Annotated in this window: 24 protein-coding genes; 15 read left to right on the plus strand and 9 right to left on the minus strand. The window is 62.4% G+C overall.

Annotated features, from left to right (window positions below):
• The first annotated feature begins 93 nt into the window (after window positions 1-93).
• A complete protein-coding gene (prmB, locus tag CF161_RS25930; RefSeq protein WP_020299597.1) occupies window positions 94-1002 on the plus strand; it encodes a 50S ribosomal protein L3 N(5)-glutamine methyltransferase in 909 nt (302 codons plus the stop codon).
• Between the two features lie 51 nt (window positions 1003-1053).
• On the opposite strand, the gene CF161_RS25935 is transcribed toward prmB, so the two are convergent.
• Together CF161_RS25935 and CF161_RS25940 are read right to left on the minus strand one after the other, a co-directional pair.
• Window positions 1054-1845 (minus strand): hypothetical protein, encoded by a 792-nt coding sequence (locus CF161_RS25935; protein ID WP_020299598.1) that lies wholly within the window; start codon window positions 1843-1845, stop codon window positions 1054-1056.
• A 99-nt stretch (window positions 1846-1944) separates the two neighbouring features.
• Window positions 1945-2898, minus strand: a complete 954-nt coding sequence (locus tag CF161_RS25940) for an alpha/beta hydrolase (protein WP_020299599.1) — start codon at window positions 2896-2898, stop codon at window positions 1945-1947.
• 141 nt (window positions 2899-3039) lie between these two features.
• Here CF161_RS25940 and aroC point away from each other — a divergent pair, with 141 nt between their 5' ends.
• From aroC to mtnC, 5 genes are all read left to right on the plus strand, one after another.
• Entirely contained in the window at window positions 3040-4131 is a 1092-nt protein-coding gene (gene aroC / locus CF161_RS25945) for a chorismate synthase (RefSeq protein ID WP_020299600.1), read from the plus strand.
• 34 nt (window positions 4132-4165) lie between these two features.
• Entirely contained in the window at window positions 4166-5314 is a 1149-nt protein-coding gene (locus CF161_RS25950) for an MFS transporter (RefSeq protein ID WP_020299601.1), read from the plus strand.
• Window positions 5311-5931 (plus strand): methylthioribulose 1-phosphate dehydratase, encoded by a 621-nt coding sequence (locus CF161_RS25955; protein WP_020299602.1) that lies wholly within the window; start codon window positions 5311-5313, stop codon window positions 5929-5931. The genes CF161_RS25950 and CF161_RS25955 overlap by 4 nt, the downstream gene beginning before the upstream one ends.
• Before the next feature lie 106 nt (window positions 5932-6037).
• The gene (locus tag CF161_RS25960) at window positions 6038-6583 is read left to right on the plus strand and encodes an acireductone dioxygenase (RefSeq protein WP_020299603.1); all 546 of its coding nucleotides are present in this window, start codon (window positions 6038-6040) and stop codon (window positions 6581-6583) included.
• A 4-nt stretch (window positions 6584-6587) separates the two neighbouring features.
• A complete protein-coding gene (gene mtnC, locus CF161_RS25965; RefSeq protein WP_020299604.1) occupies window positions 6588-7271 on the plus strand; it encodes an acireductone synthase in 684 nt (227 codons plus the stop codon).
• Between the two features lie 60 nt (window positions 7272-7331).
• On the opposite strand, the gene CF161_RS25970 is transcribed toward mtnC, so the two are convergent.
• Window positions 7332-7610, minus strand: a complete 279-nt coding sequence (locus tag CF161_RS25970; RefSeq protein WP_020299605.1) for a DUF3509 domain-containing protein — start codon at window positions 7608-7610, stop codon at window positions 7332-7334.
• A 503-nt stretch (window positions 7611-8113) separates the two neighbouring features.
• On the opposite strand from CF161_RS25970, the gene CF161_RS25975 reads away from it, so the two are divergent.
• The 6 genes from CF161_RS25975 to CF161_RS26000 all read left to right on the plus strand — a co-directional run bounded on the left by CF161_RS25975 (window position 8114) and on the right by CF161_RS26000 (window position 14964).
• Window positions 8114-9952, plus strand: a complete 1839-nt coding sequence (locus CF161_RS25975) for a long-chain-acyl-CoA synthetase (protein WP_020299606.1) — start codon at window positions 8114-8116, stop codon at window positions 9950-9952.
• Window positions 9953-10049: 97 nt separating this feature from the next.
• Entirely contained in the window at window positions 10050-10568 is a 519-nt protein-coding gene (locus CF161_RS25980) for an ankyrin repeat domain-containing protein (protein WP_020299607.1), read from the plus strand.
• A gap of 96 nt (window positions 10569-10664) precedes the next feature.
• Window positions 10665-11195: a hypothetical protein gene (locus CF161_RS25985; protein WP_020299608.1), complete on the plus strand. Its 531-nt coding sequence runs from the start codon at window positions 10665-10667 to the stop codon at window positions 11193-11195.
• A gap of 83 nt (window positions 11196-11278) precedes the next feature.
• Window positions 11279-11470 carry a PLDc N-terminal domain-containing protein gene (locus CF161_RS25990; protein ID WP_020299609.1) on the plus strand — a complete coding sequence of 64 codons (192 nt, stop codon included), beginning with the start codon at window positions 11279-11281 and terminating at the stop codon, window positions 11468-11470.
• 227 nt (window positions 11471-11697) lie between these two features.
• Window positions 11698-12573 carry a polyamine aminopropyltransferase gene (gene speE / locus CF161_RS25995; protein WP_020299610.1) on the plus strand — a complete coding sequence of 292 codons (876 nt, stop codon included), beginning with the start codon at window positions 11698-11700 and terminating at the stop codon, window positions 12571-12573.
• Between the two features lie 297 nt (window positions 12574-12870).
• Entirely contained in the window at window positions 12871-14964 is a 2094-nt protein-coding gene (locus CF161_RS26000) for an LTA synthase family protein (RefSeq protein WP_020299611.1), read from the plus strand.
• A 69-nt stretch (window positions 14965-15033) separates the two neighbouring features.
• On the opposite strand, the gene CF161_RS32495 is transcribed toward CF161_RS26000, so the two are convergent.
• A complete protein-coding gene (locus CF161_RS32495) occupies window positions 15034-15192 on the minus strand; it encodes a DUF3309 family protein (protein ID WP_177326809.1) in 159 nt (52 codons plus the stop codon).
• On the opposite strand from CF161_RS32495, the gene CF161_RS32930 reads away from it, so the two are divergent.
• From CF161_RS32930 to CF161_RS26015, 3 genes are all read left to right on the plus strand, one after another.
• The gene (locus CF161_RS32930; RefSeq protein WP_156882739.1) at window positions 15185-15385 is read left to right on the plus strand and encodes a hypothetical protein; all 201 of its coding nucleotides are present in this window, start codon (window positions 15185-15187) and stop codon (window positions 15383-15385) included. The two genes, CF161_RS32495 and CF161_RS32930, sit on opposite strands and share 8 nt — an antisense overlap.
• 152 nt (window positions 15386-15537) lie before the next feature.
• Window positions 15538-16353 (plus strand): SDR family oxidoreductase, encoded by an 816-nt coding sequence (locus CF161_RS26010; protein WP_020299613.1) that lies wholly within the window; start codon window positions 15538-15540, stop codon window positions 16351-16353.
• 64 nt (window positions 16354-16417) lie between these two features.
• Complete coding sequence (locus CF161_RS26015) at window positions 16418-16750, plus strand: YnfA family protein (RefSeq protein WP_020299614.1); 333 nt, start codon at window positions 16418-16420, stop codon at window positions 16748-16750.
• Window positions 16751-16778: 28 nt separating this feature from the next.
• Here the strand turns inward: CF161_RS26015 and CF161_RS26020 are convergent, their stop codons facing one another.
• From CF161_RS26020 to mnmC, 5 genes are all read right to left on the minus strand, one after another.
• Window positions 16779-17006, minus strand: a complete 228-nt coding sequence (locus CF161_RS26020; RefSeq protein WP_020299615.1) for a YheU family protein — start codon at window positions 17004-17006, stop codon at window positions 16779-16781.
• A gap of 88 nt (window positions 17007-17094) precedes the next feature.
• Complete coding sequence (locus CF161_RS26025; protein WP_020299616.1) at window positions 17095-18279, minus strand: osmoprotectant NAGGN system M42 family peptidase; 1185 nt, start codon at window positions 18277-18279, stop codon at window positions 17095-17097.
• Window positions 18280-18408: 129 nt separating this feature from the next.
• A complete protein-coding gene (gene ngg, locus CF161_RS26030; RefSeq protein ID WP_020299617.1) occupies window positions 18409-20154 on the minus strand; it encodes an N-acetylglutaminylglutamine synthetase in 1746 nt (581 codons plus the stop codon).
• Window positions 20155-20157: 3 nt separating this feature from the next.
• A complete protein-coding gene (locus CF161_RS26035) occupies window positions 20158-21930 on the minus strand; it encodes an N-acetylglutaminylglutamine amidotransferase (protein WP_020299618.1) in 1773 nt (590 codons plus the stop codon).
• Between the two features lie 202 nt (window positions 21931-22132).
• Entirely contained in the window at window positions 22133-24115 is a 1983-nt protein-coding gene (gene mnmC / locus CF161_RS26040) for a bifunctional tRNA (5-methylaminomethyl-2-thiouridine)(34)-methyltransferase MnmD/FAD-dependent 5-carboxymethylaminomethyl-2-thiouridine(34) oxidoreductase MnmC (RefSeq protein ID WP_020299619.1), read from the minus strand.
• Window positions 24116-24267 lie beyond the last annotated feature (152 nt).

Genomic DNA, 24267 nt, shown 5'->3' on the forward strand with positions numbered 1-24267 from the left:
ACGTAAAACGGCTCCAGTGGCGGTTTTTTTCAAGCGTCGTCGGGGAGCGTTTAGGCTGCTAGAATTGCCAGTCGTTTTTTCAGGAGTCTGCCCGTGATCACTTCCCGCCTGCGCACCTTGCGCGACCACATCCGCTGGGCTGTCAGCCGTTTTCATGGGGAGGATCTTTTTTTCGGCCATGGGACCGACAATGCCTGGGATGAAGCCCGCCAGTTGGTACTCGGAGCCCTGCATCTGCCGTGGGAAATCGCCGACAGTTATCTGGATTGCGCGCTGGAGGACGATGAGCTGGTCAACCTGCAACGGCTGCTCAAGCGTCGGATCGAAGAGCGAATCCCCACCGCCTACCTGTTGGGTGAGGCCTGGTTCTGTGGCTTGTCGTTCATTGTCGACGAGCGCGTGCTGATCCCACGTTCGCCGATTGGCGAGCTGATCGAAAAACGCTTTGCGCCCTGGTTGGGCAGCGAGCCAGCGCGGATTCTCGATCTGTGCACCGGGTCCGGCTGTATCGGCATTGCCTGTGCCTACGAATTCCAGAGTGCCGAAGTGGTACTCGCCGACCTGTCGTTCGAAGCCCTCGAAGTGGCCAATCAGAACATCGAGCGCCATGGCGTCGATGAACGTGTGTTCACCGTGCAGGGCGATGGGTTTGACGGACTGCCGGGGCAGCGTTTCGACCTGATCGTGTCCAACCCGCCCTATGTCGACGCCGAAGATTTTGCCGACATGCCCGATGAGTATCAGCACGAACCAGCGCTGGGCCTGGCTTGTGGTGAAGACGGCCTGAACCTGGTGCGACGCATGCTGGCCGAGGCCGGCGAGCACCTGACCGAGAAGGGCTTGCTGATCGTCGAGGTCGGTAACAGCCAGGTGCATGTCGATGCGCTGTACCCGGAAGTCGACTTCGCCTGGCTCGACTTCGCGCGCGGCGGCCATGGCGTGTTCATGCTGACCGCCGAGCAGTGCCGAGCGCATCAGGCGCTGTTTGCCTCCCGCGTCTGATGCATGAAAAAGCCCGCTCGATGGCGGGCTTTTGCGTGACGACACGGCTGTTCAGCGGTGGGTGGCGATCCAGATCAGCAGCCCGGCCTGGAACACCGCAAAGGCCACCAGGCAACTGATGGTAAAGCGCAGCCCGGTATCTTCGCGTTTGTACTTGCTGACCTTTTCGTCCTGCTTGCGCAGTTTGCCTTCCAGCTCTTCGAGGTTCTGTTCGGCTTGCTGGAGCATCTGCGCGGCTTCGAGGATTTCCACGAACTGCAGCTTCTCCGTGTTCCACTTGTCCAGCAGCTCGCCGACCTGCACCGCCTTCACGCTGCCCTTCAAGTGCTGGGCATCGGCGTAGACCACATCAAAGCCCTGGGTGCGCAACACGTGGTCGCGGCGCAGGCGCGTGTCCTCGTTCAGCGCATCCTTGTTCGCCAGGTCAAAGCCTTCGATCCGATAGTGCGACCACTTCTTCTGCGCCCAGATCGCCGCCTGGGCCAGCAGGAAGCGCCCAATCCCACGGTTTGACGGTTCGAGCTGCAAGCCGCTTTCCGGCTGGAACGTGACGCTGTGGGTGGCATGGTCGACCCACAGATCCAGATGATTCTGTTCCTTGCGTACCCGTTGCCCGGGCAACGAAACACTCATGCGCAGCAAGCTGTGCTCTTTGTTGCTGCGCTCGGCATAACCGAACTCCACAAAACGCAAAGGCCGCCCACCGGTGGTGCGATCAGTCTGCAGCGGTGCCAGGCGGAGCATCTTATGGTGCTCGGCATGCACATCCGCCCACGGCCGCTCGACCGCCTCCGGGGCGGGTTTGTCGAGTTCGGTGTCGGTTGAATTCGGGGTTTCAGTCATAACGGCGAGGTCCTGTCCAAGCGCTGCTTGCCGACGGAAAGTAAGCGGCCGGCAAAGGCTTATCGGCCGTTTTTTTCAGGACTGGAGGGCGAAAACGCGTTAACGGATGTGAAGTCCGTCAATAAATCCGAGAATTTTCGTTCCCAACTCGGCGGCCAGTGGCAGTTGCGGATCCTTGTAGGAGGCCAACTGACGCTTGATGTCGTTGGGCACGATCCGCATCACGTGGTTCATGCCCTCGATCAGCGCCAACTGTGCATCCGGCTTGGCCGCCTTGAGCATTTGCGCATCGCCGACGCCAACCTGAATGTCGTTGCTGCCCTGAATGATCAGTGCCGGCATTTTCAGTCTGGCAAAGGCGGCGGACGGGTCTTCCCGGAACAGGGTGATCAGGTAGGGCTGGACGCTGGGGCGGAAGATCACCTGCAGCTGCGGCGGCACGTCTTCGTCCACCCGGCCAGCCTTGAGGCTGTCCAGCAGTTCGTTGGCGCGCAGCATCAGCGCGGGTGGCAGACGGTAGCTCAGTTGCTGGCGCAGTACCTGGTCGACCGGGCGCGCGGTGCCGGACACCGAAATGACCGCCGCCGCATCCAGTTGCGGCGCGGCGAGGGTGGCAATCAGCGCGCCTTCACTGTGGCCAAGCACGATCAGCGGGCCCAGGCGCGAGTCGGCCTTGAGCTTCTGGCCCCAGGCCACGGCGTCCGACACGTAGGCGTCGAGGGTCAGGTTGCGTTCGTCCGGGGTCGCGGCCAGGCTGGCGGCGACCCCGCGCTTGTCGTAGCGCACGCTGGCGATGTTGTGCTTGGCCAGCACCCAGGCCAGGCGCTTGAGGCTGTCATTGCGCCCGCCGTCCGGGTTGTTGCCGTCGCGATCGGTGGGGCCGGAGCCGGAGATGATCAGCACCACCGGCACCGGCTGCTCGGATTTGGGCAGCAGCAGCGAGCCATAGAGTTCGCCGTGGCCGGTGTCCAGGCTGATCGGGCGTTGCAATACGGCAGCCTGGACCAGGCCGGTGAACAGGGTAAGGCTCAAGAGGAGAACTCGCAGCATCATCACGCCATCATGGATAAGGTGCCGGTTGGACTTCCCGGTACGGATAAGGTTCGAGGATGAACTAGTCCGATAGCCTGCGTATACTGGCGCGCTCAGTAATCCTGATTGAGTTATTTCGGCTGATTTCACGGAGCTCCCCGCATGTCCGGCAATACCTACGGCAAGCTGTTCACTGTCACCACCGCGGGCGAAAGCCATGGTCCGGCGTTGGTCGCCATTGTCGACGGCTGCCCGCCGGGCCTCGAGCTGTCGCTGGACGATCTGCAACGTGACCTGGACCGGCGCAAGCCCGGCACCAGCCGCCACACCACCCAGCGGCAGGAGCCCGATGAGGTCGAGATCCTTTCCGGGGTGTTCGAAGGCAAGACCACGGGTTGCGCCATCGGTCTGCTGATCCGCAATACCGACCAGAAGTCCAAGGATTACTCGGCGATCAAGGACCTGTTTCGCCCCGCCCACGCCGACTACACCTACCACCATAAATACGGCGTACGCGACTACCGTGGCGGCGGCCGCAGTTCGGCGCGGGAAACCGCCATGCGCGTCGCGGCCGGCGCCATCGCCAAGAAGTTCCTGGCCACCCAGGGCATTGTGGTCCGCGGCTACATGAGCCAGCTGGGCCCCATCGAGATCCCGTTCAAGACCTGGGACTCGGTGGAAGACAACGCCTTTTTCAGCCCCGACCCGGACAAAGTGCCGGAGCTTGAGGCTTATATGGACCAGCTGCGCCGCGACCAGGATTCGGTCGGCGCCAAGATCACGGTCGTCGCCGAAGGCGTGATGCCGGGCCTGGGCGAGCCGATTTTCGATCGCCTGGACGCCGAGCTGGCCCATGCGCTGATGAGCATCAATGCGGTCAAGGGCGTGGAGATCGGCGCCGGCTTTGCCAGCGTCGCCCAGCGCGGCACCGAACACCGTGACGAACTGACCCCGCAAGGTTTCCTCAGCAACAACGCCGGCGGCATCCTCGGCGGGATTTCTTCGGGGCAGCCGATCGTGGCCCACCTGGCACTCAAGCCAACCTCCAGCATCACCACGGCGGGCCGTTCCATCGACGTTGACGGCAATCCGGTGGACGTCATCACCAAAGGCCGTCACGACCCGTGCGTCGGGATTCGCGCTACACCGATCGCCGAGGCGATGATGGCCATCGTGCTCATGGATCACCTGCTGCGTCACCGCGGGCAGAATGCCGACGTGCGCGTCAGCACGCCGGTGCTGGGCCAGTTGTAATGGTGGTCCTGCCAGTCGCCACGGTCTGAACGCCGTGGCGGCGCTCCCGTACTGGCGGCTCTCCAGTTTCTACCTGTTCTATTTCGCCTTGCTGGGGTCGACCGCGCCGTTTCTTGCGCTGTATTTCCACCACCTGGGGTTTTCCAGTGCACGCATTGGCGAGCTGGTGGCCATCCCCATGCTCATGCGCTGCGTGGCGCCCAATATCTGGGGCTGGCTGGGGGACTACAGCGGGCGGCGCCTGGCCATCGTGCGTTTTGGCGCGATCTGCACGCTGCTGAGTTTTTCGCTGATTTTCATCAGCAAGACCTACGCCTGGCTGGCGATGGTCATGGCCTTGCACGCCTTCTTCTGGCACGCGGTGCTGCCCCAGTTCGAAGTCATCACCCTGGCCCATCTGCGGGGCCAGACCGCGCGCTACAGCCAGATCCGCCTCTGGGGCTCGATCGGTTTTATCCTGGCGGTGGTCATCATCGGTCGCCTGTTCGAATGGCTGAGCCTGGATATCTACCCGGTGACGCTGGTGGTGATCATGGCCGGAATCGTGCTCAGCAGCGCCTGGGTGCCCAATGCCCAGCCTGCGACCCAGGGCAGCAGCCCGGCCGGTTCGGGGTTTCTCAAGCAACTGCGGGCGCCGGGCGTCCTGGCGTTTTATCTGTGCGTGGCCTTGATGCAGTTGAGCCATGGCCCGTATAACACCTTCCTCACGTTGCACCTGGAGCGACTCGGTTACAGCCGTGGGTTGATCGGCCTGTTGTGGGCACTGGGGGTGGTGGCCGAAGTGCTGATGTTCCTGGCCATGAGCCGGATCCTGGCGCGCTTTTCAGTACGCCGGGTGCTGCTGGCGAGTGTGCTGCTGGCGGCCTTGCGCTGGCTGCTGCTGGGGGAGTTTGCCGAGTACCTCGGGGTCTTGTTGCTGGCCCAGGTGCTGCACGCGGCGACATTCGGCAGCTTTCATGCGGCTGCCATTCATTTCGTGCAACGTAGTTTCGGTGCCCGTCAGCAGGGCCAGGGCCAGGCGCTGTATGCCGCCCTGGCCGGTGCCGGCGGGGCCATGGGGGCCTTGTATTCCGGGTACAGCTGGAATGCCCTGGGGCCCGTGTTGACCTTTAGTATTGCCAGCGTCGCAGCTTTGGCTGCTGCCGTTATCATTGCCACACGTATGCAAGAGGACAGGCCATGAGCCTTACCCGTGAACAGCTCGCCCAGGAAATCATCGATGCCGGGCGCTTTCTTTATGGCCGCGGCTGGTCGCCGGCCACCAGCAGCAACTATTCGGCCCGCCTGTCGCCGACCGAGGCTTTGCTCACGGTCTCTGGCAAGCATAAAGGGCAGTTGGGGCTGGACGATGTGTTGGCCACCGACCTGGCCGGCAACAGCCTGGAGCCGGGGAAGAAACCGTCGGCGGAAACCCTGCTGCACACCCAGCTCTACAGTTGGCGCCCGCAGATCGGTGCGGTATTGCACACCCATTCGGTGAACGCCACAGTGCTCTCGCGGCTGACCCCGGGGACCGTGATCGAGTTCGAAGACTACGAATTGCAGAAAGCCTTCAGCGGCGTCTCGACCCACGAGTCGCGGGTACGGGTACCGATTTTCGACAATGATCAGGACATTGCGCGCCTGGCGGCCAAGGTCCAGCCCTGGCTGGAAGCCCACCCGGATTGCGTCGGCTACCTGATTCGTGGCCATGGCCTGTACACCTGGGGCGCACGCATGAGTGACGCGCTGCGCCAGATCGAGGCTTTTGAGTTTCTGTTCGAATGCGAGTTGAAGACCCGCGCGATCCTGAACCGTTAAACCGTCAAGGCTTTCTTCGACCGAAGTAGCCATCGCCTGATGAAGTGCCTCGCCTGACCGGTGTGTAAAAGCCGGAAGGCGGGGCGAAGACCTAGGAGTTGCCATTATGAGCAGCCTGTCCGTTTACCACGTATCCAGCCCGGACCTGCCAAACAAGGTCCTGACCCATTTCGACGATATCGCTTCGACCCTGGCCGAGCAGGGCGTGCGTTTCGATCGCTGGCAAGCTGCCAGCAAGATCGAGCCGGGCGCCAGCCAGGAAGAAGTGATTGCCGCCTACCAGGTGCAGATCGATCGCCTGATGGCCGAGCGCGGTTACATCACTGTCGATGTCATCAGCCTCAACAGCGATCACCCGCAAAAAGCCGAATTGCGCGCCAAGTTCCTCGACGAGCATCGGCATGGTGAGGACGAAGTGCGGTTCTTCGTCGCCGGTCGTGGGCTGTTTACCCTGCACATCGATGACTATGTGTACGCGGTGCTGTGCGAGAAAAACGACCTGATCTCGGTGCCGGCCGGCACCCCGCACTGGTTCGACATGGGCGAGCACCCGCACTTTGTCGCGATTCGCCTGTTCAACAACCCCGAGGGCTGGGTTGCCAAGTTTACTGGCGAAGACATCGCCAGCCGTTTCCCACGCCTGGAGGATTGAGCGGATGCCGATCAAGGCCATTCTGACCGACATTGAAGGCACCACCAGCGCGGTGAGTTTCGTGTTTGATGTGCTGTTTCCCTACGCCGCCAGGCATTTGCCCGACTTTGTCCGCCAGCACGCCACCCGCGCAGATGTGGCCGAGCAGTTGCAGGCGGTGCGCCAGGACAGCGGCGAGGCGGCGGCGGATGTGGAGCGGGTGATCGAGATCCTGCTGGGCTGGATCGCCGAAGACCGCAAGGCCACGCCGCTCAAGGCATTGCAGGGCATGGTCTGGGAGCAGGGCTATCAGGCCGGTCAGCTCAAGGGGCATGTCTACCCCGACGCGGTTCAAGCGCTGCAACGCTGGCATCAGCAAGGTTATGAGTTGTTTGTCTACTCGTCCGGCTCGATCCAGGCGCAGAAGCTGATCTTCGGCTGTTCGGATGCCGGGGATTTGTCTGGGCTGTTCAGCGGGTATTTCGACACCACGTCAGGGCCCAAGCGCGAGGAGCAATCCTACCGCCGCATCAGCCAGGCCATGGCTTGCCCGGCGGCGCAGGTGCTGTTCCTGTCGGACATCGTCCAGGAACTGGACGCAGCCAAAGCCGCCGGCATGGCCACCTGTGGCCTGGTGCGCGACGGCGGGGAACTGCTGGGGCATCTGAACGTAACGAGCTTTGCCGATATCGATCCGGCCAGCTTCTAAAACCAGTCAGGCCGTGTCAGCGCAAGGCTGGCACGGCCTGAAGGGTGGCGCGGGCTTCACTCAAACGGAGTGATAGGTCGGCAGGGCGAAGCGATTCTGGCTTTGCAGCATGGAAATCTGTGGCAACTCGCTGGCTTGTTCGGCCAGGTCGCGACGAATCGCACTGATCACCCAGGACAACTGATCACCGGCATGCAGTTGCGCGTAGGAGATCGACCGTTTGAACTGTCGGCCTTCGCTGTTGCGCAATGTGAGCAGGATGCCGCCGTCTGGACGTGGCTGAGTGGTGACTTCGAAGTTGGAGAACAGCGACGAAAATTTTTCTTGGATCAGGCTCATGTCTATCAGCTCCGTTAGCTCTTGAATGGCAAGCGTGGAGTGATAGGTGCAGTGATTGTGCCAGTATTTGTTTTTAGTAAAACTCTATTAAAATCAATAGCTTATAAATTATCCGATTTTTCTTTTTCGTGCATATTGCATGAATGGCCATCGTGCATCCTGCATTTTGCGTGGTTCGGGCCGGCCCCGGCGCTCGATCCGGCTACCGCTGTGACCCTGGCACCGACCTGAAAATTCCATGGTTCAGACTCGCGGTCGGCCATTCCCCCCGCAGGGCAGGCGTTGCCGAGGGATACAAAACTTTGCAAAAACCACGTGTACAGTCCGAGAACGGCTGACGTACTTTTCAGCCTGCAACGCTGCCTCACGGCTGTCGTGGCCAAGCGTTGTGCCAGCTGTTTACGGGAGTTGCCGAGTAGTGCCGGTTAATCACGACAGGGACAGTCATGAGCGGCGGATTGCCAGGTCCGCGCGACCGAATAATAAGAAACAGGATGGGATCCATGAACAGCAATCAAAGCGACATGATCACCTGGGGCATGATGATTCGTAAGTTGCCGTCCATTGCCCGGGCGTTGCCCCGGGTGCTCAAGGGCATGAAAGCAGCCAACGTCGAAAAACCTGATCAAGCCTGCGGCCTGGGCTGGACCTTTGAACAGGCAACAGAGCGCAATCCCGATGGCGCGGCGCTGCTCTATGGCAACCAGCGGCTGACTTATACACAGGTCAACCAATGGGCCAACCGCATCACTCATTACCTGCAGCAACAGGGCCTGGGCAAGGGCGATGTGGTGGCGATCTTTATCGAGAACCGCCCGGAACTGCTGGTGACGGTGCTGGCGGTGGCCAAGCTGGGTGGCATCTGCGCGATGCTCAATACGGCGCAGACCCAGGGCGTGCTCGCGCACAGCCTGAATCTGGTCAAGCCGGCAGCGATTGTGGTCGGTGGCGAGTTGGTGGCGGCCTATTCAGCGGTTCGCCCACAGTTGATGATCGACCCGCAGCGGACCTGGTTCGTTGCCGATCAACAGACCTTTGTCGATCCGGGCGAGGCGCCCGAGGGCTTTATCAACCTGATCAGCGCCAGCGCCGATTCGCCATCGAGCAATCCGCCGAGCACCCAGCAGATCTACCTCGATGACCCATGTTTCTACATCTATACCTCCGGCACCACCGGCCTGCCCAAGGCCGGGATCTTCAAGCACGGACGCTGGATGCGCACCTCCGCTAGCTTCGGCACCATCGCCCTGAATATGCAGCCCGAAGACGTGGTCTATTGCACCTTGCCGCTGTACCACGCTACCGGGCTTTGTGTGTGCTGGGGTTCGGCCATTGTCGGCGCCTCGGGGTTTGCCATCCGGCGCAAGTTCAGTGCCAGCCGGTTCTGGGATGACGTGCGGCAATTCAATGCCACCACCCTGGGTTATGTCGGCGAACTCTGCCGCTACCTGATCGATCAGCCGCCCAGCCCCCGGGACGGCGACAACCCGGTGTTGAAGATGATCGGCAACGGCCTGCGCCCGGGCGTCTGGGCCGAGTTCAAGCAACGTTTCGGCGTCGGGCATATCTGCGAGCTGTACGCCGCCAGCGACGGCAATATCGGTTTCACCAACGTGCTCAACTTCAACAACACCATTGGGTTTTCCCTGGCGTCCTGGGCCTTGGTGGAGTACGCCCACGACACGGGGGAACCGATCCGCAACAGTGCCGGGTTCATGCAGAAGGTCGCCAAGGGCGGCCAGGGCCTGCTGTTGGCGAAGATCGATGACAAGGCGCCTCTGGACGGCTACACCGAGCCGGAGAAAAACCGCAAGGTCACGCTGTGCGATGTGTTCGAGAAGGGCGATCGCTACTTCAACACCGGCGACCTGCTGCGCGATATCGGGTTTGGCCATGCGCAATTCGTCGACCGCCTGGGCGATACCTATCGCTGGAAGGGCGAAAACGTGTCCACCACCGAGGTCGAGAATATCTTCCTGCAACACCCCCATATCGCCGAGGCCGTGGCCTACGGGGTGCACGTGCACAACACCAACGGCCGCGCCGGAATGGCGGCGATCACCCCGGCCGAGTCCCTGGCGACCCTGGACTTTCGCGATCTGCTGCAATTTGCCCGGGAGCAGATGCCGGCGTATGCCGTGCCGCTGTTCCTGCGGGTGAAGGTCAAGATGGAAACCACCGGCACTTTCAAATACCAGAAAACCCGGCTCAAGGAAGAAGCCTTCGACCCTGCCAAGACCGGTGACGACCCGATCTATGCCTGGCTGCCAGGCTCGGATACCTATGTGCAGGTGACCGAACAGACGGTGCTGGATATCCAGGCGGGCAAATTCCGTTATTGATTCTGGCTATGGCCGCTCTTGAGAAAAAAGGGGTGACAGGGCCGGGGCGGCTTAAGGAAACTAGCGCCTTTGCAATTTGCCGAATGTGGAGTTTCCGATGACAGACAACAGCCGCCAGATGACCCAGGAAGAAGCTGAGGAGTTTGCCGAGCAGGTGTTCAACGTGGCCCGCCAGGGTGACGCATTGATGCTCGACAGGTTGGTGAGCAACGGCCTGCCGATCAACCTGCGCAACCACAAGGGCGACACCTTGCTGATGCTCGCCAGCTACCACGGCCACCTGGACGCGGTGCAAGTGCTGCTCAAACACAAGGCCGACCCGGAGATTCGCAACGATAACGGGCAGAGCCCGATTGCCGGCGCGGCGTTCAAGGGCGACCTGGCGGTGGTCAAGGCGTTGGTCGAGGGCGGCGCCGAGGTCGAAGGTTCGTCCTTCGACGGCCGTACCGCGCTGATGATGGCGGCGATGTTCAACCGCACCGAGATCGTCGATTACCTGATCAGCCAGGGCGCCGACCCCAAGGGCCGCGACGCCAATGGCGTGAGTGCGCTGGAGGCGGCCAAGACCATGGGCGCCAAGGACACGATCGCCCAGCTTGAGCGCCTGCTGGGCTGACCGCAGCGGAGGGCGAGGGCGCAACACCCTCGCCGCATCCGGGCCTTTGCGCTATCCTGCGCGCCCGAAAAAATCACTCGCCTTCAGGATGCACCCATGAAAACCGCCCTAATCGAACTCATCGGCAAAATCAGCTCCGGGTGCATGGGCGACGCTGAAATCGAGCAAATCGCCACCGACGCGGCACAAGCCTACGCCGACCCCGAAGCGTTTCTGGCGGCCAACCCGGACATCAACTACGACGATACTTTCCCGATCCCGCTGGGTGAGTGGGTGGTGGTCGGCAGCCTGCCGGACACCGTGCTGTTCCAGGCCGATACCTATGTCGACCTGTTCGCCCAGATCGTCGACTCGTTCGGCCCGGGCGTGACCTTCAACATCAAGCCCAAGCAACTGGCGAAGACCGAGGCGTTGACCGCCCTCAACCGCATCCAGATCCAGATGGCCAGCATGAACCCGGAAAACGGCGGTTATGTGCTGATGAACTTCAGCCAACTGTTGGATGACGAGCTGCAACTGGTGCTGGTGTACGGCAACGACGTGCCACGGGTCCTGGAGTTGTGCGCCGAGGTAGGGATCGCCGCTGCGCCGTCCCTGGAAGCGCTCAAAGTCGCGATTCACGTTTAAAACCGGCGTTCTGCGCAATAAAACGGAACCCTGGCCCGGCGCGGCTATCCTAAGGGTGCAATCCATCACTTGGGAGCAACACCATGGGATCCACCTTCAATGGCCTTATCGGCCTGATTATTCTGGCGCTGGATATCTGGGCGATCATCAACGTTCTGAAAAGTAGCGCAGAAACCGGGATGAAAATCATCTGGGTGCTGCTGATCATCCTGTTGCCGGTGCTGGGCCTGATTATCTGGGCGATCGCCGGGCCGCGAGGCAACGTGCGGATCTGACCCCCTGCGGGTGTAACAGCCCCCGAGCCCCGGCAACGGCTGCCGGGTGATCGATGCCGTGGCCCGGGCCGGGCATGAAAGTCGAACCAGAAGGTTCGACCTGTCATGTTCGGCGACGTAGAATGCGCGCCTTTCCTTGGTTGAATGCCCACACGCAGGTGTCGGCATCCGACCATCATGGGCGGGTAACCGTCCGTTGCCACCAGCATTTATCGGGGGACTTACCCATGAGCAGCACCAAGACCAGCGAATACCTGGAAACCCTCTACGAAGGCTACGGCCAGCGTTTTCGCGTTGAAAAAATGCTCCACGAAGTGCGCACCGAGCACCAGCACCTGGTGATTTTCGAAAACCCGCGCATGGGCCGGGTCATGGCGTTGGACGGGGTGATCCAGACCACCGAGGCTGACGAGTACATCTACCACGAGATGCTGACCCACGTGCCGATCCTCGCCCACGGCACGGCCAAGCGCGTGCTGATCATCGGCGGCGGTGATGGCGGCATGTTGCGTGAAGTGACCAAGCATCGCGGTATCGAACACATCACCATGGTCGAGATCGACGGCACCGTGGTCGAAATGTGCAAAGAGTTCCTGCCCAACCACTCCAAGGGTGCGTTCGATGATCCACGCCTGAACCTGGTGATCGACGACGGTATGCGCTTCGTCGCCACCACCGAAGAGAAGTTCGACGTGATCATCTCCGACTCCACCGACCCGATCGGTCCGGGTGAAGTCCTGTTCTCGGAAAACTTCTACCAGGCCTGCCATCGCTGCCTGAATGAAGGCGGGATCCTGGTCACCCAGAACGGCACGCCGTTCATGCAACTGGGTGAAGTCCAGACCACCGCCGGCCGCCTGCGCAGCCTGTTCCCGGATTGGCACTTCTATCAGGCGGCGATTCCGACCTACATCGGCGGCGCCATGACCTTTGCCTGGGGCGCGACCGACACCGCGTATCGCAAGCTGTCCCGCGACGTCCTGCGCCAGCGTTTTGCCGGCAGCGGTATCGTGACGCGCTACTACAACCCGGAAATCCATATCGGCGCCTTTGCCCTGCCGCAGTACGTCTTGCAAGCGGTGAACAAGCCGAGCAACGACTGATCATCATATGGAAAGGGCCTCAGGGCCCTTTTTTGTGTGACCAAATATGCGTTGCACAAAATTTTCACAAAGTTTCCAAGACAATCCGCCCGCACCGTTTCCTCTGTTTTGTGACGCAATCTATTGCCCTAGAGCCGTTGCAGGCTTGCTTGGGTGTTTGCCAGTAATCAATGGCAATGCCACGAGTGATCGTGCAACATTTGCGCTCCGCGTATCCCCCCTGCCCCTGGTGGCGAAAAGAGGGCAGAGCGCAGCTGCATTTTTGAAACTTAAACTTCCAATGGGTCCTAAAACGACATGGCAAACCCGGACGCCCTGAGTCAGCAGCGAGCCTCGAATCGCCTGCTGCAACCGACCGTCAAATCCCACCTGGCTTATACGCTGCTGTGCGCGTTGGTCATGATGGTGATGTTCACTTTGCTGCGCGTGGCGCTGCTGGCCTACAACCGCGAGATGATCCTCGACACCCCGGCTTCGACCTTCCTCGAAGCGTTCGCCAACGGTCTGCGTTTCGACCTGCGGCTGGTGGTGTACCTGAGCATTCCGCTGTTGCTGGCACTGTTCAGCGCCAGGGCCATGGCCGCACGCGGTTTCTTCCGCTTCTGGCTGACCCTGGTATCGAGCATCGCGCTGTTCCTCGGCCTGATGGAGATGGACTTCTACCGCGAGTTCCACCAGCGCCTCAACGGCCTGGTCTTCCAGTATGTGAAGGAAGACCCGAAAACCGTGATGAGCATGCTCTGGTACGGCTTCCCGGTGGTGCGCTACCTGCTGGCGTGGGCCGTGGGTACCTGGATCCTGAGCCTGGCGTTCAAGGGCGCTGACCGTGCGACCCGCCCTCGTGGCCCCTTCAGCGGTGGCAGCATCGGCACCCGGCAGATCGCCCCCTGGTACGCCCGGGTCGGTGTGTTCGTGGTCTGCCTGCTGATCTGTGTGGTTGCAGCACGTGGCACCTTGCGCCAGGGGCCGCCGCTGCGTTGGGGTGACGTGTACACCACCGACTCCAACTTCGCCAACCAGCTGGGCCTGAATGGCACCCTGCAACTGGTGGCGGCAGCCAAGGACCGCATGTCGGAAGACCGCGGCAACATCTGGAAAGCCACCCTGCCTCAGGAAGAGGCGACCAAGATTGTGCGCGAGATGTTGGTGATGCCGGACGAAAAACTGGTGGATGCCAACACGGCCGCTGTGCGCCGTGACTACACGCCGCCCGCCGAGAAGACCCTGCCGATCAAGAACGTGGTGGTGATCCTGATGGAAAGCATGGCCGGTCACTCGGTCGGTGCATTGGGCGCTCCCGGCAACATCACGCCGTACCTCGACAAGCTGTCCAAGGAAGGGTTGCTGTTCGACAACTTCTTCTCCAATGGCACCCATACCCACCAGGGCATGTTTGCCACCATGGCCTGCTTCCCGAACCTGCCCGGTTTCGAATACCTGATGCAGACCCCGGAAGGCAGCCACAAGTTGTCGGGTCTGCCGCAGTTGCTCAGTGCTCGCAAGTACGACGATGTGTACGTCTATAACGGCGACTTCGCCTGGGATAACCAGTCGGGCTTCTTCAGCAACCAGGGCATGACCAACTTTGTCGGGCGCAACGACTTCGTCAACCCGGTGTTCTCCGACCCGACCTGGGGCGTATCCGACCAGGATATGTTCGATCGCGGCCTGGTCGAACTCAAGGCGCGGGAAAATGGCGCACCGTTCTATGCCCTGCTGCAAACCCTGTCCAACCACACGCCGTACGCGCTGCCGACGCCGTTGCCGGTTGAGCCGGTGACCGATCGCGGCACCCTGAATGAGCATTTGACCGCCATGCGCTACGCCGACTGGGCATTGGGTCAGTTCTTCGAGAAGGCGCGCAAAGAGCCTTACTTCAAGGAAACCCTGTTCGTGGTGGTGGGTGACCATGGCTTTGGCAACGAGCGCCAGATCACCGAAATGGACCTGGGTCGCTTCAACGTGCCGATGCTGATGATCGCGCCGGGGATCCAGGAAAAGTTCGGTCCGCGCAGCCACATCGTCGGGACCCAGGTCGACATCGTGCCGACCATCATGGGCCGCCTGGGTGGTGAAGTGCGTCACCAGTGCTGGGGCCGTGATCTGCTCAACCTGCCGGAAGGCGATACCGGGTTTGGCGTGATCAAGCCATCGGGTAGCGAGCAGACCACCGCCATCGTGACGGCGGGCGAGATCCTGGTCCTGCCCAAGGAAAAGGAAATGCTGCCCAAGATGTACCAATACCAACTGGGGACTGACCCACGAGCTGAAATCGTTCCGGACGCACCTGACACCGCCGCGATGAAACTCAAGTTGGAAGCGTTCCTGCAAACAGCTACCAAGAGCCTGATTGATAACACTGCCGGTGTTATCGATGGCAAGCCGGACTGATCAGTAAGCGTAATAAAAAAGAGGCCCTGCAAGGGCCTCTTTTTTTTCAGCTAGACAATAACGATGTGCTTATATTCGACCCAGCAGCAGCAATACCAGCAGGACGACCAGAACCACACCGATGATACCGGACGGGCCGTAACCCCAGCTTCTGGAGTGCGGGAACACTGGAAGACCACCGACCAGCAGAAGTATCAGAATAACGATCAGAATTGTGCCCATGTCGATTTCCTTATTGGAGTTTTCGGTCAATACGCGGCTGTTTGACGACGAGGTTCAGTTATCAACTCAGTTATCAACTAAGCCGAACCGCTTAATAAATCCGACTCTGCACGCGGAGAAAAAATTCCAAGTATTTTTAATGTTTTTTGCACACGGGTTTATTTCTTTTAATGCTGGAGCGCTTGCCGCTCGACGCTGAACTTATTGATCCGGGCCAAGTCCCGACTCGGGTTGTGCAGGGCCTGGGGGCTAAGTTTGCCTGGGGCATTCAGCAATCTGATGGTACGTGGGAGAGCCAGGCTCCTTCGCTACACTGCGGCTCAACTTCCCCGGAACAACAAGGCAACTCCTATGCAAAATCGCATGATGATTACTGGCGCCGGGTCCGGCCTGGGTCGTGAAATCGCACTGCGCTGGGCTCGTGAAGGTTGGCAGTTGGCGTTGTCCGATGTCAGTGAGCCGGGCTTGCAGGAAACCCTGAAACTGGTGCGCGAGGCGGGTGGCGATGGCTTCGTGCAGCGCTGCGATGTGCGCGACTACAGCCAATTGACCGCGTTTGCCCAGGCCTGCGAGGTGAAGCTGGGCGGGATCGATGTCATCGTCAACAACGCCGGGGTGGCCTCGGGCGGTTTTTTCAGCGAGCTGTCCCTGGAGGATTGGGACTGGCAGATCGCAATCAACCTGATGGGCGTGGTCAAGGGCTGCAAGGCGTTCCTGCCGTTGCTGGAACAGAGCAAGGGCAAGATCATCAACATCGCCTCCATGGCGGCCCTGATGCAGGGCCCGGCCATGAGCAACTACAACGTGGCCAAGGCCGGTGTGGTGGCGCTGTCGGAAAGCCTGCTGATCGAGCTGGCGCAACAGGAGGTCGGGGTGCATGTGGTATGCCCGTCGTTCTTCCAGACCAACCTGCTGGATTCATTCCGCGGACCGACCCCGGCGATGAAGGCCCAGGTCGGCAAACTGCTTGAAAGCTCGCCCATCAGTGCCGCGGACATTGCCGACTATATCTACCGTCAGGTCGCCGCCGGCGAGTTCATGATCCTGCCCCACGAGCAGGGGCGCATGGCCTGGGCCCTGAAGCAGAAGAACCCGCAGTTGCTGTACGACGAAATGACCCTGATGGCCGACAAGATGCGGGCCAAGGCCCGGCAAAGCGCAAGCTGAACTTGCCCGCTGGCCGGTGCGTCGTTAGGGTTGCCGGCATCTGGCAATCCTGACGAGACCTTGCATGCTCAATTACCTGTGGTTTTTCCTCGCCGCGCTGTTTGAAATCGCCGGCTGCTACGCCTTCTGGATGTGGTTGCGCCAGGGCAAGAGTGCCTGGTGGATCATCCCTGCGCTGTTGAGCCTGACCCTGTTCGCCCTGCTGTTGACCCGCGTCGAGGCCTCGTATGCGGGGCGCGCCTACGCCGCCTATGGCGGGATCTACATCATCGCTTCGATTGGCTGGCTGGGGCTGGTGGAGCGGGTGCGTCCGCTGAGCTCGGACTGGCTCGGGGTGGCGCTGTGTGTGATAGGCGCGAGCGTCATCCTGTTCGGCCCGCGCTTCTCCAACGGCTGATCGGGCCCGCTACGGGCCCGGAGACTATTCAGTCGAACAGGGCCTTGGGCACATCGTGCTTGAGCATCAACTGGCACTGTTCGCTTTCCGGATCGAAGACGATCAGCGCCTGGCCCTTGCTCAAGGCCTGGCGCACCCGCAGCACGCGGGTTTCCAGCGGGGTGTCATCGCCATTATCGGTGCCGTCGCGGGTCACGAAGTCTTCGATCAGGCGGGTCAGGGTGTCGACTTCAAGTTGGTCGTGGGGAATCAGCATACGGGCCTCCGGCAAACAATCCCGGATGCTACTGCGCCCGGGCCTGCGCCGCCAGCCAAAGCGCGCGCAGGCAGTGCGTCAGTCGCCGTTATGATTTTTGCCCGACCAGGCTGTCGACCGACGGCACCCGGGTGTCGCTCTCCATCTGGGCGTCATGCTCCAGTTGATGGCTGAAGCGATCGAGTGAGCCCTGGGCCGGTTGCGCGTCGCTGGCAAATACCGGCGGGCTCAGGATGTAGGCCCCGAGCAGGCGACTGAGCGCCGCCAGGCTGTCGATATGAGTGCGTTCGTAGCCGTGGGTCGCGTCGCAACCGAAGGCCAGCAGCGCTGTGCGAATATCGTGACCGGCGGTGACCGCCGAATGAGCGTCGCTGAAGTAGTAGCGAAACAAATCCCGGCGTACCGGCAACTCGTGGTCATGGGCCAGGCGCAGCAGGTGGCGCGACAGGTGGTAGTCATAAGGGCCGCCGGAATCCTGCATGGCGACACTCACCGCGTGTTCGCTGGAGTGCTGGCCGGGCGCGACCGGGGCGATGTCGATGCCGACAAATTCACTGACATCCCAAGGCAGGGCGGCCGCCGCGCCACTGCCGGTCTCCTCGGTGATGGTGAACAGCGGGTGGCAGTCGATCATCAGGGGTTCGCCACTGTCGACAATGGCCTTGAGTGCGGCCAGCAGGGCGGCGACGCCGGCCTTGTCGTCCAGGTGGCGGGCGCTGATATGCCCGCTTTCGGTGAACTCCGGCAGCGGGTCGAAGGCGACGAAATCACCGACGCCGATGCCCAGGGAGTCGCAGTCGGCGCGGGTGGTGCAATAGGCGTCCAGGCGCAGCTCGATGTGGTCCCAGCTGATGGGCATTTCATCCACCGCCGTGTTGAACGCGTGCCCGGAGGCCATCAACGGCAACACGCTGCCGCGCAGCACCCCGTTATCGGTAAACAGGCTGACCCGGCTGCCTTCGGCAAAGCGGCTGGACCAGCAGCCAACCGGGGCCAGGGTCAGGCGCCCATTGTCTTTGACCGCGCGGACGCTGGCGCCAATGGTGTCCAGGTGCGCCGACACCGCGCGGTCCGGGCTGTTTTTCTGGCCCTTGAGGGTGGCGCGGATGGTGCCGCGGCGGGTCAGTTCAAAGGGAATGCCCAGCTCTTCCAGGCGTTCGGCGACGTAACGCACGATGGTGTCGGTAAAGCCCGTCGGACTGGGGATGGCCAGCATCTCCAGGAGGACTTTCTGCAGGTAGGTGAGGTCGGGTTCGGGGATTTTACGGGTCATGGAAACTCCTGATGAGTAAAGGGCATCGATGGTTTCGATGAGGCCAAGGGCGTGTTGCCTGTTGCAGGTCAAGGGCCTTGGTGCCGGCACCACAGCCCGACGGGCTGCCGATGCCGGCCCAGGACAAACCTAGGTCGCCGGTTGGCTGTGGGGGAACAGCAGATCGACAAAGCGCTCCGCCGTCGGCTGCGGCTCGTGGTTGGCCAGGCCGGCGCGTTCGTTGGCTTCGATAAACACGTACTGCGGTTGATCGGCGGCCGGCACCATCAGGTCGAGGCCGACCATGGGGATATCCAGCGCCCGTGCGGCTCGCACCGCAGCGTCGACCAGGGTCGGATGCAAAATCGCCGTGACGTCTTCCAGGGTGCCGCCGGTGTGCAGGTTGGCGGTACGTCGCACAAACAGGCGTTCGCCCGCCGGCAGCACGCTGTTGTAGTCATAGCCCGCGGCATGCAGGGTGCGCTGGGTTTCGTGGTCCAGGGGGATCTTGCTTTCGCCGCCGGTGGCGGCCTGGCGTCGGCGGCTCTGGGCTTCGATCAGGGCACCGATGGAATGCTGGCCGTCGCCGATCACTTCTGCAGGCCGGCGAATCGCGGCCGCCACCACTTCAAAGCCGATCACCAGGATTCGCAGGTCCAGGCCCTGGTGAAAGCTTTCCAGCAGCACCCGGCTGTCGAACTGCCGGGCATGATCGATGGCCTGCTGCACCTCTTCAATGCTGCGCAGGTCGACCGCCACGCCCTGGCCTTGCTCGCCGTCCAGGGGCTTGACCACAACCCGCTCGTGTTCATCGAGAAACGCCAGGTTGTCGTCGGCGTTGCCCGCCAATTGCTGCGCCGGCAGATTCAGCCCGGCGCTGCGCAGCACCTTGTGGGTCAGGCTTTTGTCCTGGCACAGGCTCATGCTGATGGAACTGGTGAGGTCGCTCAGGGACTCGCGGCAGCGCACCCGGCGCCCGCCGTGGCTCAGGGTGAACATCCCGGCCTCGGCATCGTCGACCTGCACATCGATGCCACGGCGATGGGCTTCCTCGACAATGATCCGCGCGTAAGGGTTGAACTCGGCTTGCGGCCCGGGGCCCAAGAACAGCGGCTGATTGATGCCGTTCTTGCGCTTGATGGCAAAGGTCGACAGGGTGCGAAAACCGAGCTTGGCATAGAGGTTCTTGGCCTGGCGGTTGTCGTGCAGCACCGACAGGTCGAGGTAGCTCAGGCCACGGCTCATGAAGTGCTCGATCAGGTGCCGCACCAGCACTTCGCCGACACCGGGGCGGGTGCACTGCGGGTCTACCGCCAGGCACCAGAGGCTGCTGCCGTTTTCCGGGTCCTGGAACGCCTTGTGATGGTTGAGCCCCATCACGCTGCCGATCACCGCGCCGCTGTCTTCGTCTTCCGCCAGCCAGTACACCGGGCCGCCCGCGTGGCGCGGAGTCAACAGCGCCGGGTCGATGGGCAGCATATTGCGTGCCTGGTACAGCTGGTTGACGGCCTGCCAGTCGGCCTCGTTCTGCGCGCGGCGGATGCGAAACCCGCGAAAGACCCGGGTCGCCTGGCGGTAATCGCTGAACCACAGGCGCAGGGTGTCGGACGGGTCGAGAAACAGCTGCGTCGGCTCCAGCCCCAGAATCTGCTGCGGCGCCGCCACATAGAGCGCGATATCGCGCTCGCCGGGCTGTTCGTTGAGCAACTCCAGGGCCAGGCTCGCCGGGTCGGGAAAGGTATGGCCGATCAACAGCCGGCCCCACCCGCAATGCACGGCAATGGGTTCCGGCCCGGGCTCGCTGCCGTCTTCGGCAAAGCGCGCTTGCAGGCGTTCATAAGACGGCGCCTGACCGCGTAACAAGCGTTGGCTGTAAGCCGTGGCGTGGGGTTTCATCGATCAGATTCCTTGTTCGCTGAGCCACAGGTTCAGCGCTGCCAGTTGCCACAGCTTGGAGCCGCGCAGTGGCGTCAGTTGGCCTTGCGGGTCGGTCAGCAGGCGGTCGAGCATGGCCGGGTTGAACAGGCCACGATCCTGGCTCGGGTCCAGCAGCAGCTCGCGCACCCAGTTCAGGGTGTCGCCTTGCAGGTGCTTGAGGCCCGGGACCGGGAAGTAGCCTTTCTTGCGGTCGATGACTTCGCTGGGGATGACCAGCCGCGCCGCTTCCTTGAGCACCTGCTTGCCGCCGTCCGGCAGCTTGAATTTACCCGGCACCCGCGCCGACAACTCCACCAGGCGGTAGTCGAGGAAGGGCGTGCGTGCTTCCAGGCCCCAGGCCATGGTCATGTTATCCACACGCTTGACCGGGTCATCGACCAGCATCACCGTGCTGTCCAGGCGCAAAGCCTTGTCCACTGCGGCGTTGGCTCCGGGCTGGGCGAAATGCTCGCGCACAAAGTCACCGGCGGCGTCGTTGGCGGTCAGCCACTTGGGCTGCACGGTAGCGGCGTAGTCGTCATAGCTGCGGTCGAAGAACGCCTCGCGGTAGGCGGCATACGGATCGCTGGCGCCATCCACCTGCGGGTACCAGTGGTAACCGGCAAACAGTTCATCGGCGCCCTGGCCGCTTTGCACCACCTTGCAGTGCTTGGCCACTTCCCGCGACAGCAGGTAAAAGGCAATGCAGTCGTGGCTGACCATGGGCTCGCTCATGGCACGGAAGGCCGCCGGCAACTGCTCGATGATTTCGCGTTCGTCGATACGCAACTGGTGATGCTCGGTGCCGTAATGCTTGGCGATCAGGTCCGAGTACTGGAACTCGTCGCCACGTTCGCCGCCGGCATCCTGAAAACCGATGGAGAAGGTCGAAAGGTTTTCCACCCCGACTTCCCGCAGCAGGCCCACCAGCATGCTCGAATCGACACCGCCCGAAAGCAGCACGCCGACATCCACCGCCGCCCGCTGGCGGATCGCCACCGCTTCACGGGTGCTGTCGAGCACTCGGTCGCGCCAGTCTTCCAGGGTCAGGTTGAGCTCGTCGGCGCGCGGGCCGTAGGGCAGGGTCCACCAGGTCTGCTGCTCGGTGCGGCCATCGGCTTCGATGCGCATCCAGGTCGCGGGCGGCAGTTTTTCGATACCGGCCAGCAAGGTGCGCGGCGCAGGGACCACGGCGTGGAAGTTCAGGTAATGGTTCAGCGCCACCGGATCGAGGATCGGGTTGATGTCGCCGCCCTTGAGCAGGGCCGGCAAGGCCGAGGCAAAGCGCAGGCGCTGGCCGGTGCGCGACAAGTACAGCGGCTTGACGCCCAAACGGTCGCGGGCGATGAACAGGCGCTGGGCATCACGCTCCCAGATGGCAAAGGCAAACATGCCGTTGAGCTTGGGCAACAGGTCGGCGCCCCAGGCGTGATAACCCTTGAGCAGCACTTCGGTGTCGCCGCCGGAATAAAAGGCGTAACCCAGGCCTTCGAGTTCGGCCCGCAGCTCGGGGAAGTTGTAGATCGCGCCGTTGAACGCCAGGGACAGCCCCAACTGGTTGTCGATCATCGGCTGCGCCGAGCCGTCCGACAGGTCCATGATTTTCAGGCGTCGATGGCCGAGGGCAATCGGCCCCTGGCTATGAAAGCCCCACGCGTCAGGGCCGCGAGGGGCCAGGTGATGGGTGATTCGTTCAACCGCTGCCAGGTCGGCAGGTTGATGATCAAAGCGTAATTCGCCAGCTAGTCCGCACATAAGTCCTTACCGGTTTTTCCGTTGGGGAGAGTCAATCGTTGATCGGCCAGAAGGGCCGGTACTCAGAAACTGACCTATGTGAAACTCGGGAGTTTTAGACCGATAGGTTATAAGGCGCCCGGCTGTAGTGCGCAGCCGGGTGCTGGAAAAGGCTTGGAGGGCATGGGCGCGGCGTTGCGCGGGAGCAACGCCGCCAAGGGACTCAGGCTTTGCCGCGAATCAGCCGACGCAAGGCAAAACGGTTGGGATGACAGGCTTCGGCCACGGCGCGGGGCAGGGGCAGCGGCTCGTTTTCCAGCCAGGCGGCCAGCAGTTCGCCGGACAGCGGCGCGGTAATCAGCCCCCGGGAGCCGTGGCCGCTGTTGATATACAGGCCATCCAGCCAGGGGCATCGCAGGTCCGGTATTTGCCGCGCGTCTTTGGCCAGTGCGGCGTAGGTCTGGGCAAAGAGCGCCTGATCCGCCAGCGGCCCGACGATCGGCAGGTAATCCGGGCTGGTGCAACGAAACGCGGCCCGGCCCTGCAGGTTATCCACAGGCAGTTGATCGGCCTGCAGGCGGGCCACCAGGTCGCTGGAGATTTCTTCCAGCATCTGCAGGTTGCCGGCGTGTTCGGCGGCGGTGGGCGTCAGGTCGTCGCTGTTGAAGTCAAAGCTCGCCCCCAGGGTGTGTTCGCCCAGGCGTGGCGGCGCGACATAACCTTCGGCACAGACCACAGTGGCCAGGCTCTGGCTGAGGGCGGTCTGCGGCAGGCGGGTGATCTGCCCGCGAATACGCTTGAGGGGCAGCTCGGCGCTGGGCGCGAAGCGCTTGATCTCTGCCGCGCCGGCCAGAATCACCACCGGGGCACTGGCCAGCAACTGCTCGCCGTCCCAGGCTTGCCACTGCTGGTCGACCTTGTGCAGCTGCAGCACATCGTGGTGCGCGAGGACCTTAATCAACGGGTCGCGGGCCTGCCATTGGCACAGTGCTGGTGGATGAACCCAGCCGCCCTCGGGGAAAAACAGCCCACCCTGGGCCAGGGCGATACCGGCCCGTGCCTCGGCCTGGGCCTGGTCCAGCCGATGCAACAGGTCGGCGGGAAAGGCCTCGGCCAACTGTTGCTGGCGCTCATTTTCCTTGGCGTTGAACGCCAGTTGCAGCACCCCGCAGCCGTCCCAGTCGACGCCCCGTTGCAGGTGCTCCAGCAGACGCCGGGTGTAACCGAAGCCGCTGAGGATCAGCTGCGACAACGCGGTGCCGTGGGCCGAAAGCTTGAGGTAGAGCACGCCCTGGGGGTTGCCCGAGGCTTCCTGGGCCAGCCCGGCATGGCGTTCCAGCAAGCTGACCCGCCAACCGCGTGCGGCCAGGCTCGCGGCACTGGCGCAACCGGCCAGGCCGGCACCGATCACCAGGGCGTGTTTTTCTGTCGGGGCCTGATCGGGGCGAGCGAACCAGGGCCTGGCTGCGGCGGGTGCCGGTGTTTCGGCGGGCCAGCCGAGAAACTCGCCGCGCAGCACTTCCCATTTGTGGCCGATGCCCGGGGTGCGTTTCATTTTGAAGCCGGCGGCGTTCAGCAGGCGGCGCACCCAGCCGGTACTGGTAAAGGTGCTGATTGTCGAACCCGGGGCGGCCAGTCGCGCCAGCTCGGCGAACAGCTCCGGGGTCCACATGTCGGGGTTTTTCGCTGGGGCGAAGCCGTCGAGGAACCAGGCATCGACCTGCGCGTCGAGCTGGGGCAACTGCTCCAGGGCATCGCCGATCAGCAGGGTCAGGGTGATGCGGCCCTGATCCAGGACCAGGCGCTGGAAACCCTGATGCACCGCGACGTAGGCCTTGAGCAGTGGTTCGGCGAACGCTGCCAATTCCGGCCACAGGGCCAGGGCGCGTTGCAGGTCGGCCGGGGTCAGCGGGTATTTTTCGACACTGACGAAATGCAGGCGAGCGCTGGGCTCGGCCTGTTGCTCGAAGAGCTGCCAGGCGCAGAGAAAATTCAGCCCGGTGCCGAAGCCGGTCTCGCCAATGACAAAGCGAGCACCCGGGACCAGCGCGGCAAAGCGTTCGCGCAGCCGATTCTGTTCGATAAACACATGGCGGGTTTCATCCAGCCCGGACTCGGTGGAGAAGTACACGTCATCGAACACCCGCGAGTGCGGGCGTCCCTGTTCGTCCCAGTCGAGCTGGGCGTGGGGCAATACGGCGGTCATGTTCGGCTCGATTACGGCAAGGCGGCCATTCTAGCCGATCGCCGTGGCGGCGATTGATCCATGACAAGGCGGTGGTTCGGCGGACGGTTGCCATGGGCGCGCGGGCCAGGCCGGGGAAATGAATCGGCGGGGATTTGTTTTCACAGCCAGGG

The organism is Pseudomonas sp. CF161 (assembly GCF_000416215.1).
GTDB lineage: Bacteria > Pseudomonadota > Gammaproteobacteria > Pseudomonadales > Pseudomonadaceae > Aquipseudomonas.

Excerpts from the sequence above, each read along its gene's own strand:
- CF161_RS26015 (WP_020299614.1), top strand. The coding sequence starts at position 16,418 with ATGCTCAATTACCTGTGGTTTTTCCTCGCCGCGCTGTTTGAAATCGCC.
- CF161_RS26035 (WP_020299618.1), bottom strand. The coding sequence starts at position 21,930 with ATGTGCGGACTAGCTGGCGAATTACGCTTTGATCATCAACCTGCCGAC.
- aroC (WP_020299600.1), top strand. The coding sequence starts at position 3,040 with ATGTCCGGCAATACCTACGGCAAGCTGTTCACTGTCACCACCGCGGGC.
- CF161_RS32930 (WP_156882739.1), top strand. The coding sequence starts at position 15,185 with ATGTCGATTTCCTTATTGGAGTTTTCGGTCAATACGCGGCTGTTTGAC.
- mtnC (WP_020299604.1), top strand. The coding sequence starts at position 6,588 with ATGCCGATCAAGGCCATTCTGACCGACATTGAAGGCACCACCAGCGCG.
- mnmC (WP_020299619.1), bottom strand. The coding sequence starts at position 24,115 with ATGACCGCCGTATTGCCCCACGCCCAGCTCGACTGGGACGAACAGGGA.
- CF161_RS26025 (WP_020299616.1), bottom strand. The coding sequence starts at position 18,279 with ATGACCCGTAAAATCCCCGAACCCGACCTCACCTACCTGCAGAAAGTC.
- CF161_RS25980 (WP_020299607.1), top strand. The coding sequence starts at position 10,050 with ATGACAGACAACAGCCGCCAGATGACCCAGGAAGAAGCTGAGGAGTTT.
- ngg (WP_020299617.1), bottom strand. The coding sequence starts at position 20,154 with ATGAAACCCCACGCCACGGCTTACAGCCAACGCTTGTTACGCGGTCAG.
- CF161_RS26010 (WP_020299613.1), top strand. The coding sequence starts at position 15,538 with ATGCAAAATCGCATGATGATTACTGGCGCCGGGTCCGGCCTGGGTCGT.
- speE (WP_020299610.1), top strand. The coding sequence starts at position 11,698 with ATGAGCAGCACCAAGACCAGCGAATACCTGGAAACCCTCTACGAAGGC.
- CF161_RS26000 (WP_020299611.1), top strand. The coding sequence starts at position 12,871 with ATGGCAAACCCGGACGCCCTGAGTCAGCAGCGAGCCTCGAATCGCCTG.
- CF161_RS25975 (WP_020299606.1), top strand. The coding sequence starts at position 8,114 with ATGAACAGCAATCAAAGCGACATGATCACCTGGGGCATGATGATTCGT.
- CF161_RS25985 (WP_020299608.1), top strand. The coding sequence starts at position 10,665 with ATGAAAACCGCCCTAATCGAACTCATCGGCAAAATCAGCTCCGGGTGC.
- CF161_RS26020 (WP_020299615.1), bottom strand. The coding sequence starts at position 17,006 with ATGCTGATTCCCCACGACCAACTTGAAGTCGACACCCTGACCCGCCTG.
- CF161_RS25990 (WP_020299609.1), top strand. The coding sequence starts at position 11,279 with ATGGGATCCACCTTCAATGGCCTTATCGGCCTGATTATTCTGGCGCTG.
- CF161_RS25940 (WP_020299599.1), bottom strand. The coding sequence starts at position 2,898 with ATGATGCTGCGAGTTCTCCTCTTGAGCCTTACCCTGTTCACCGGCCTG.
- CF161_RS25955 (WP_020299602.1), top strand. The coding sequence starts at position 5,311 with ATGAGCCTTACCCGTGAACAGCTCGCCCAGGAAATCATCGATGCCGGG.
- CF161_RS25960 (WP_020299603.1), top strand. The coding sequence starts at position 6,038 with ATGAGCAGCCTGTCCGTTTACCACGTATCCAGCCCGGACCTGCCAAAC.
- CF161_RS25935 (WP_020299598.1), bottom strand. The coding sequence starts at position 1,845 with ATGACTGAAACCCCGAATTCAACCGACACCGAACTCGACAAACCCGCC.
- CF161_RS25970 (WP_020299605.1), bottom strand. The coding sequence starts at position 7,610 with ATGAGCCTGATCCAAGAAAAATTTTCGTCGCTGTTCTCCAACTTCGAA.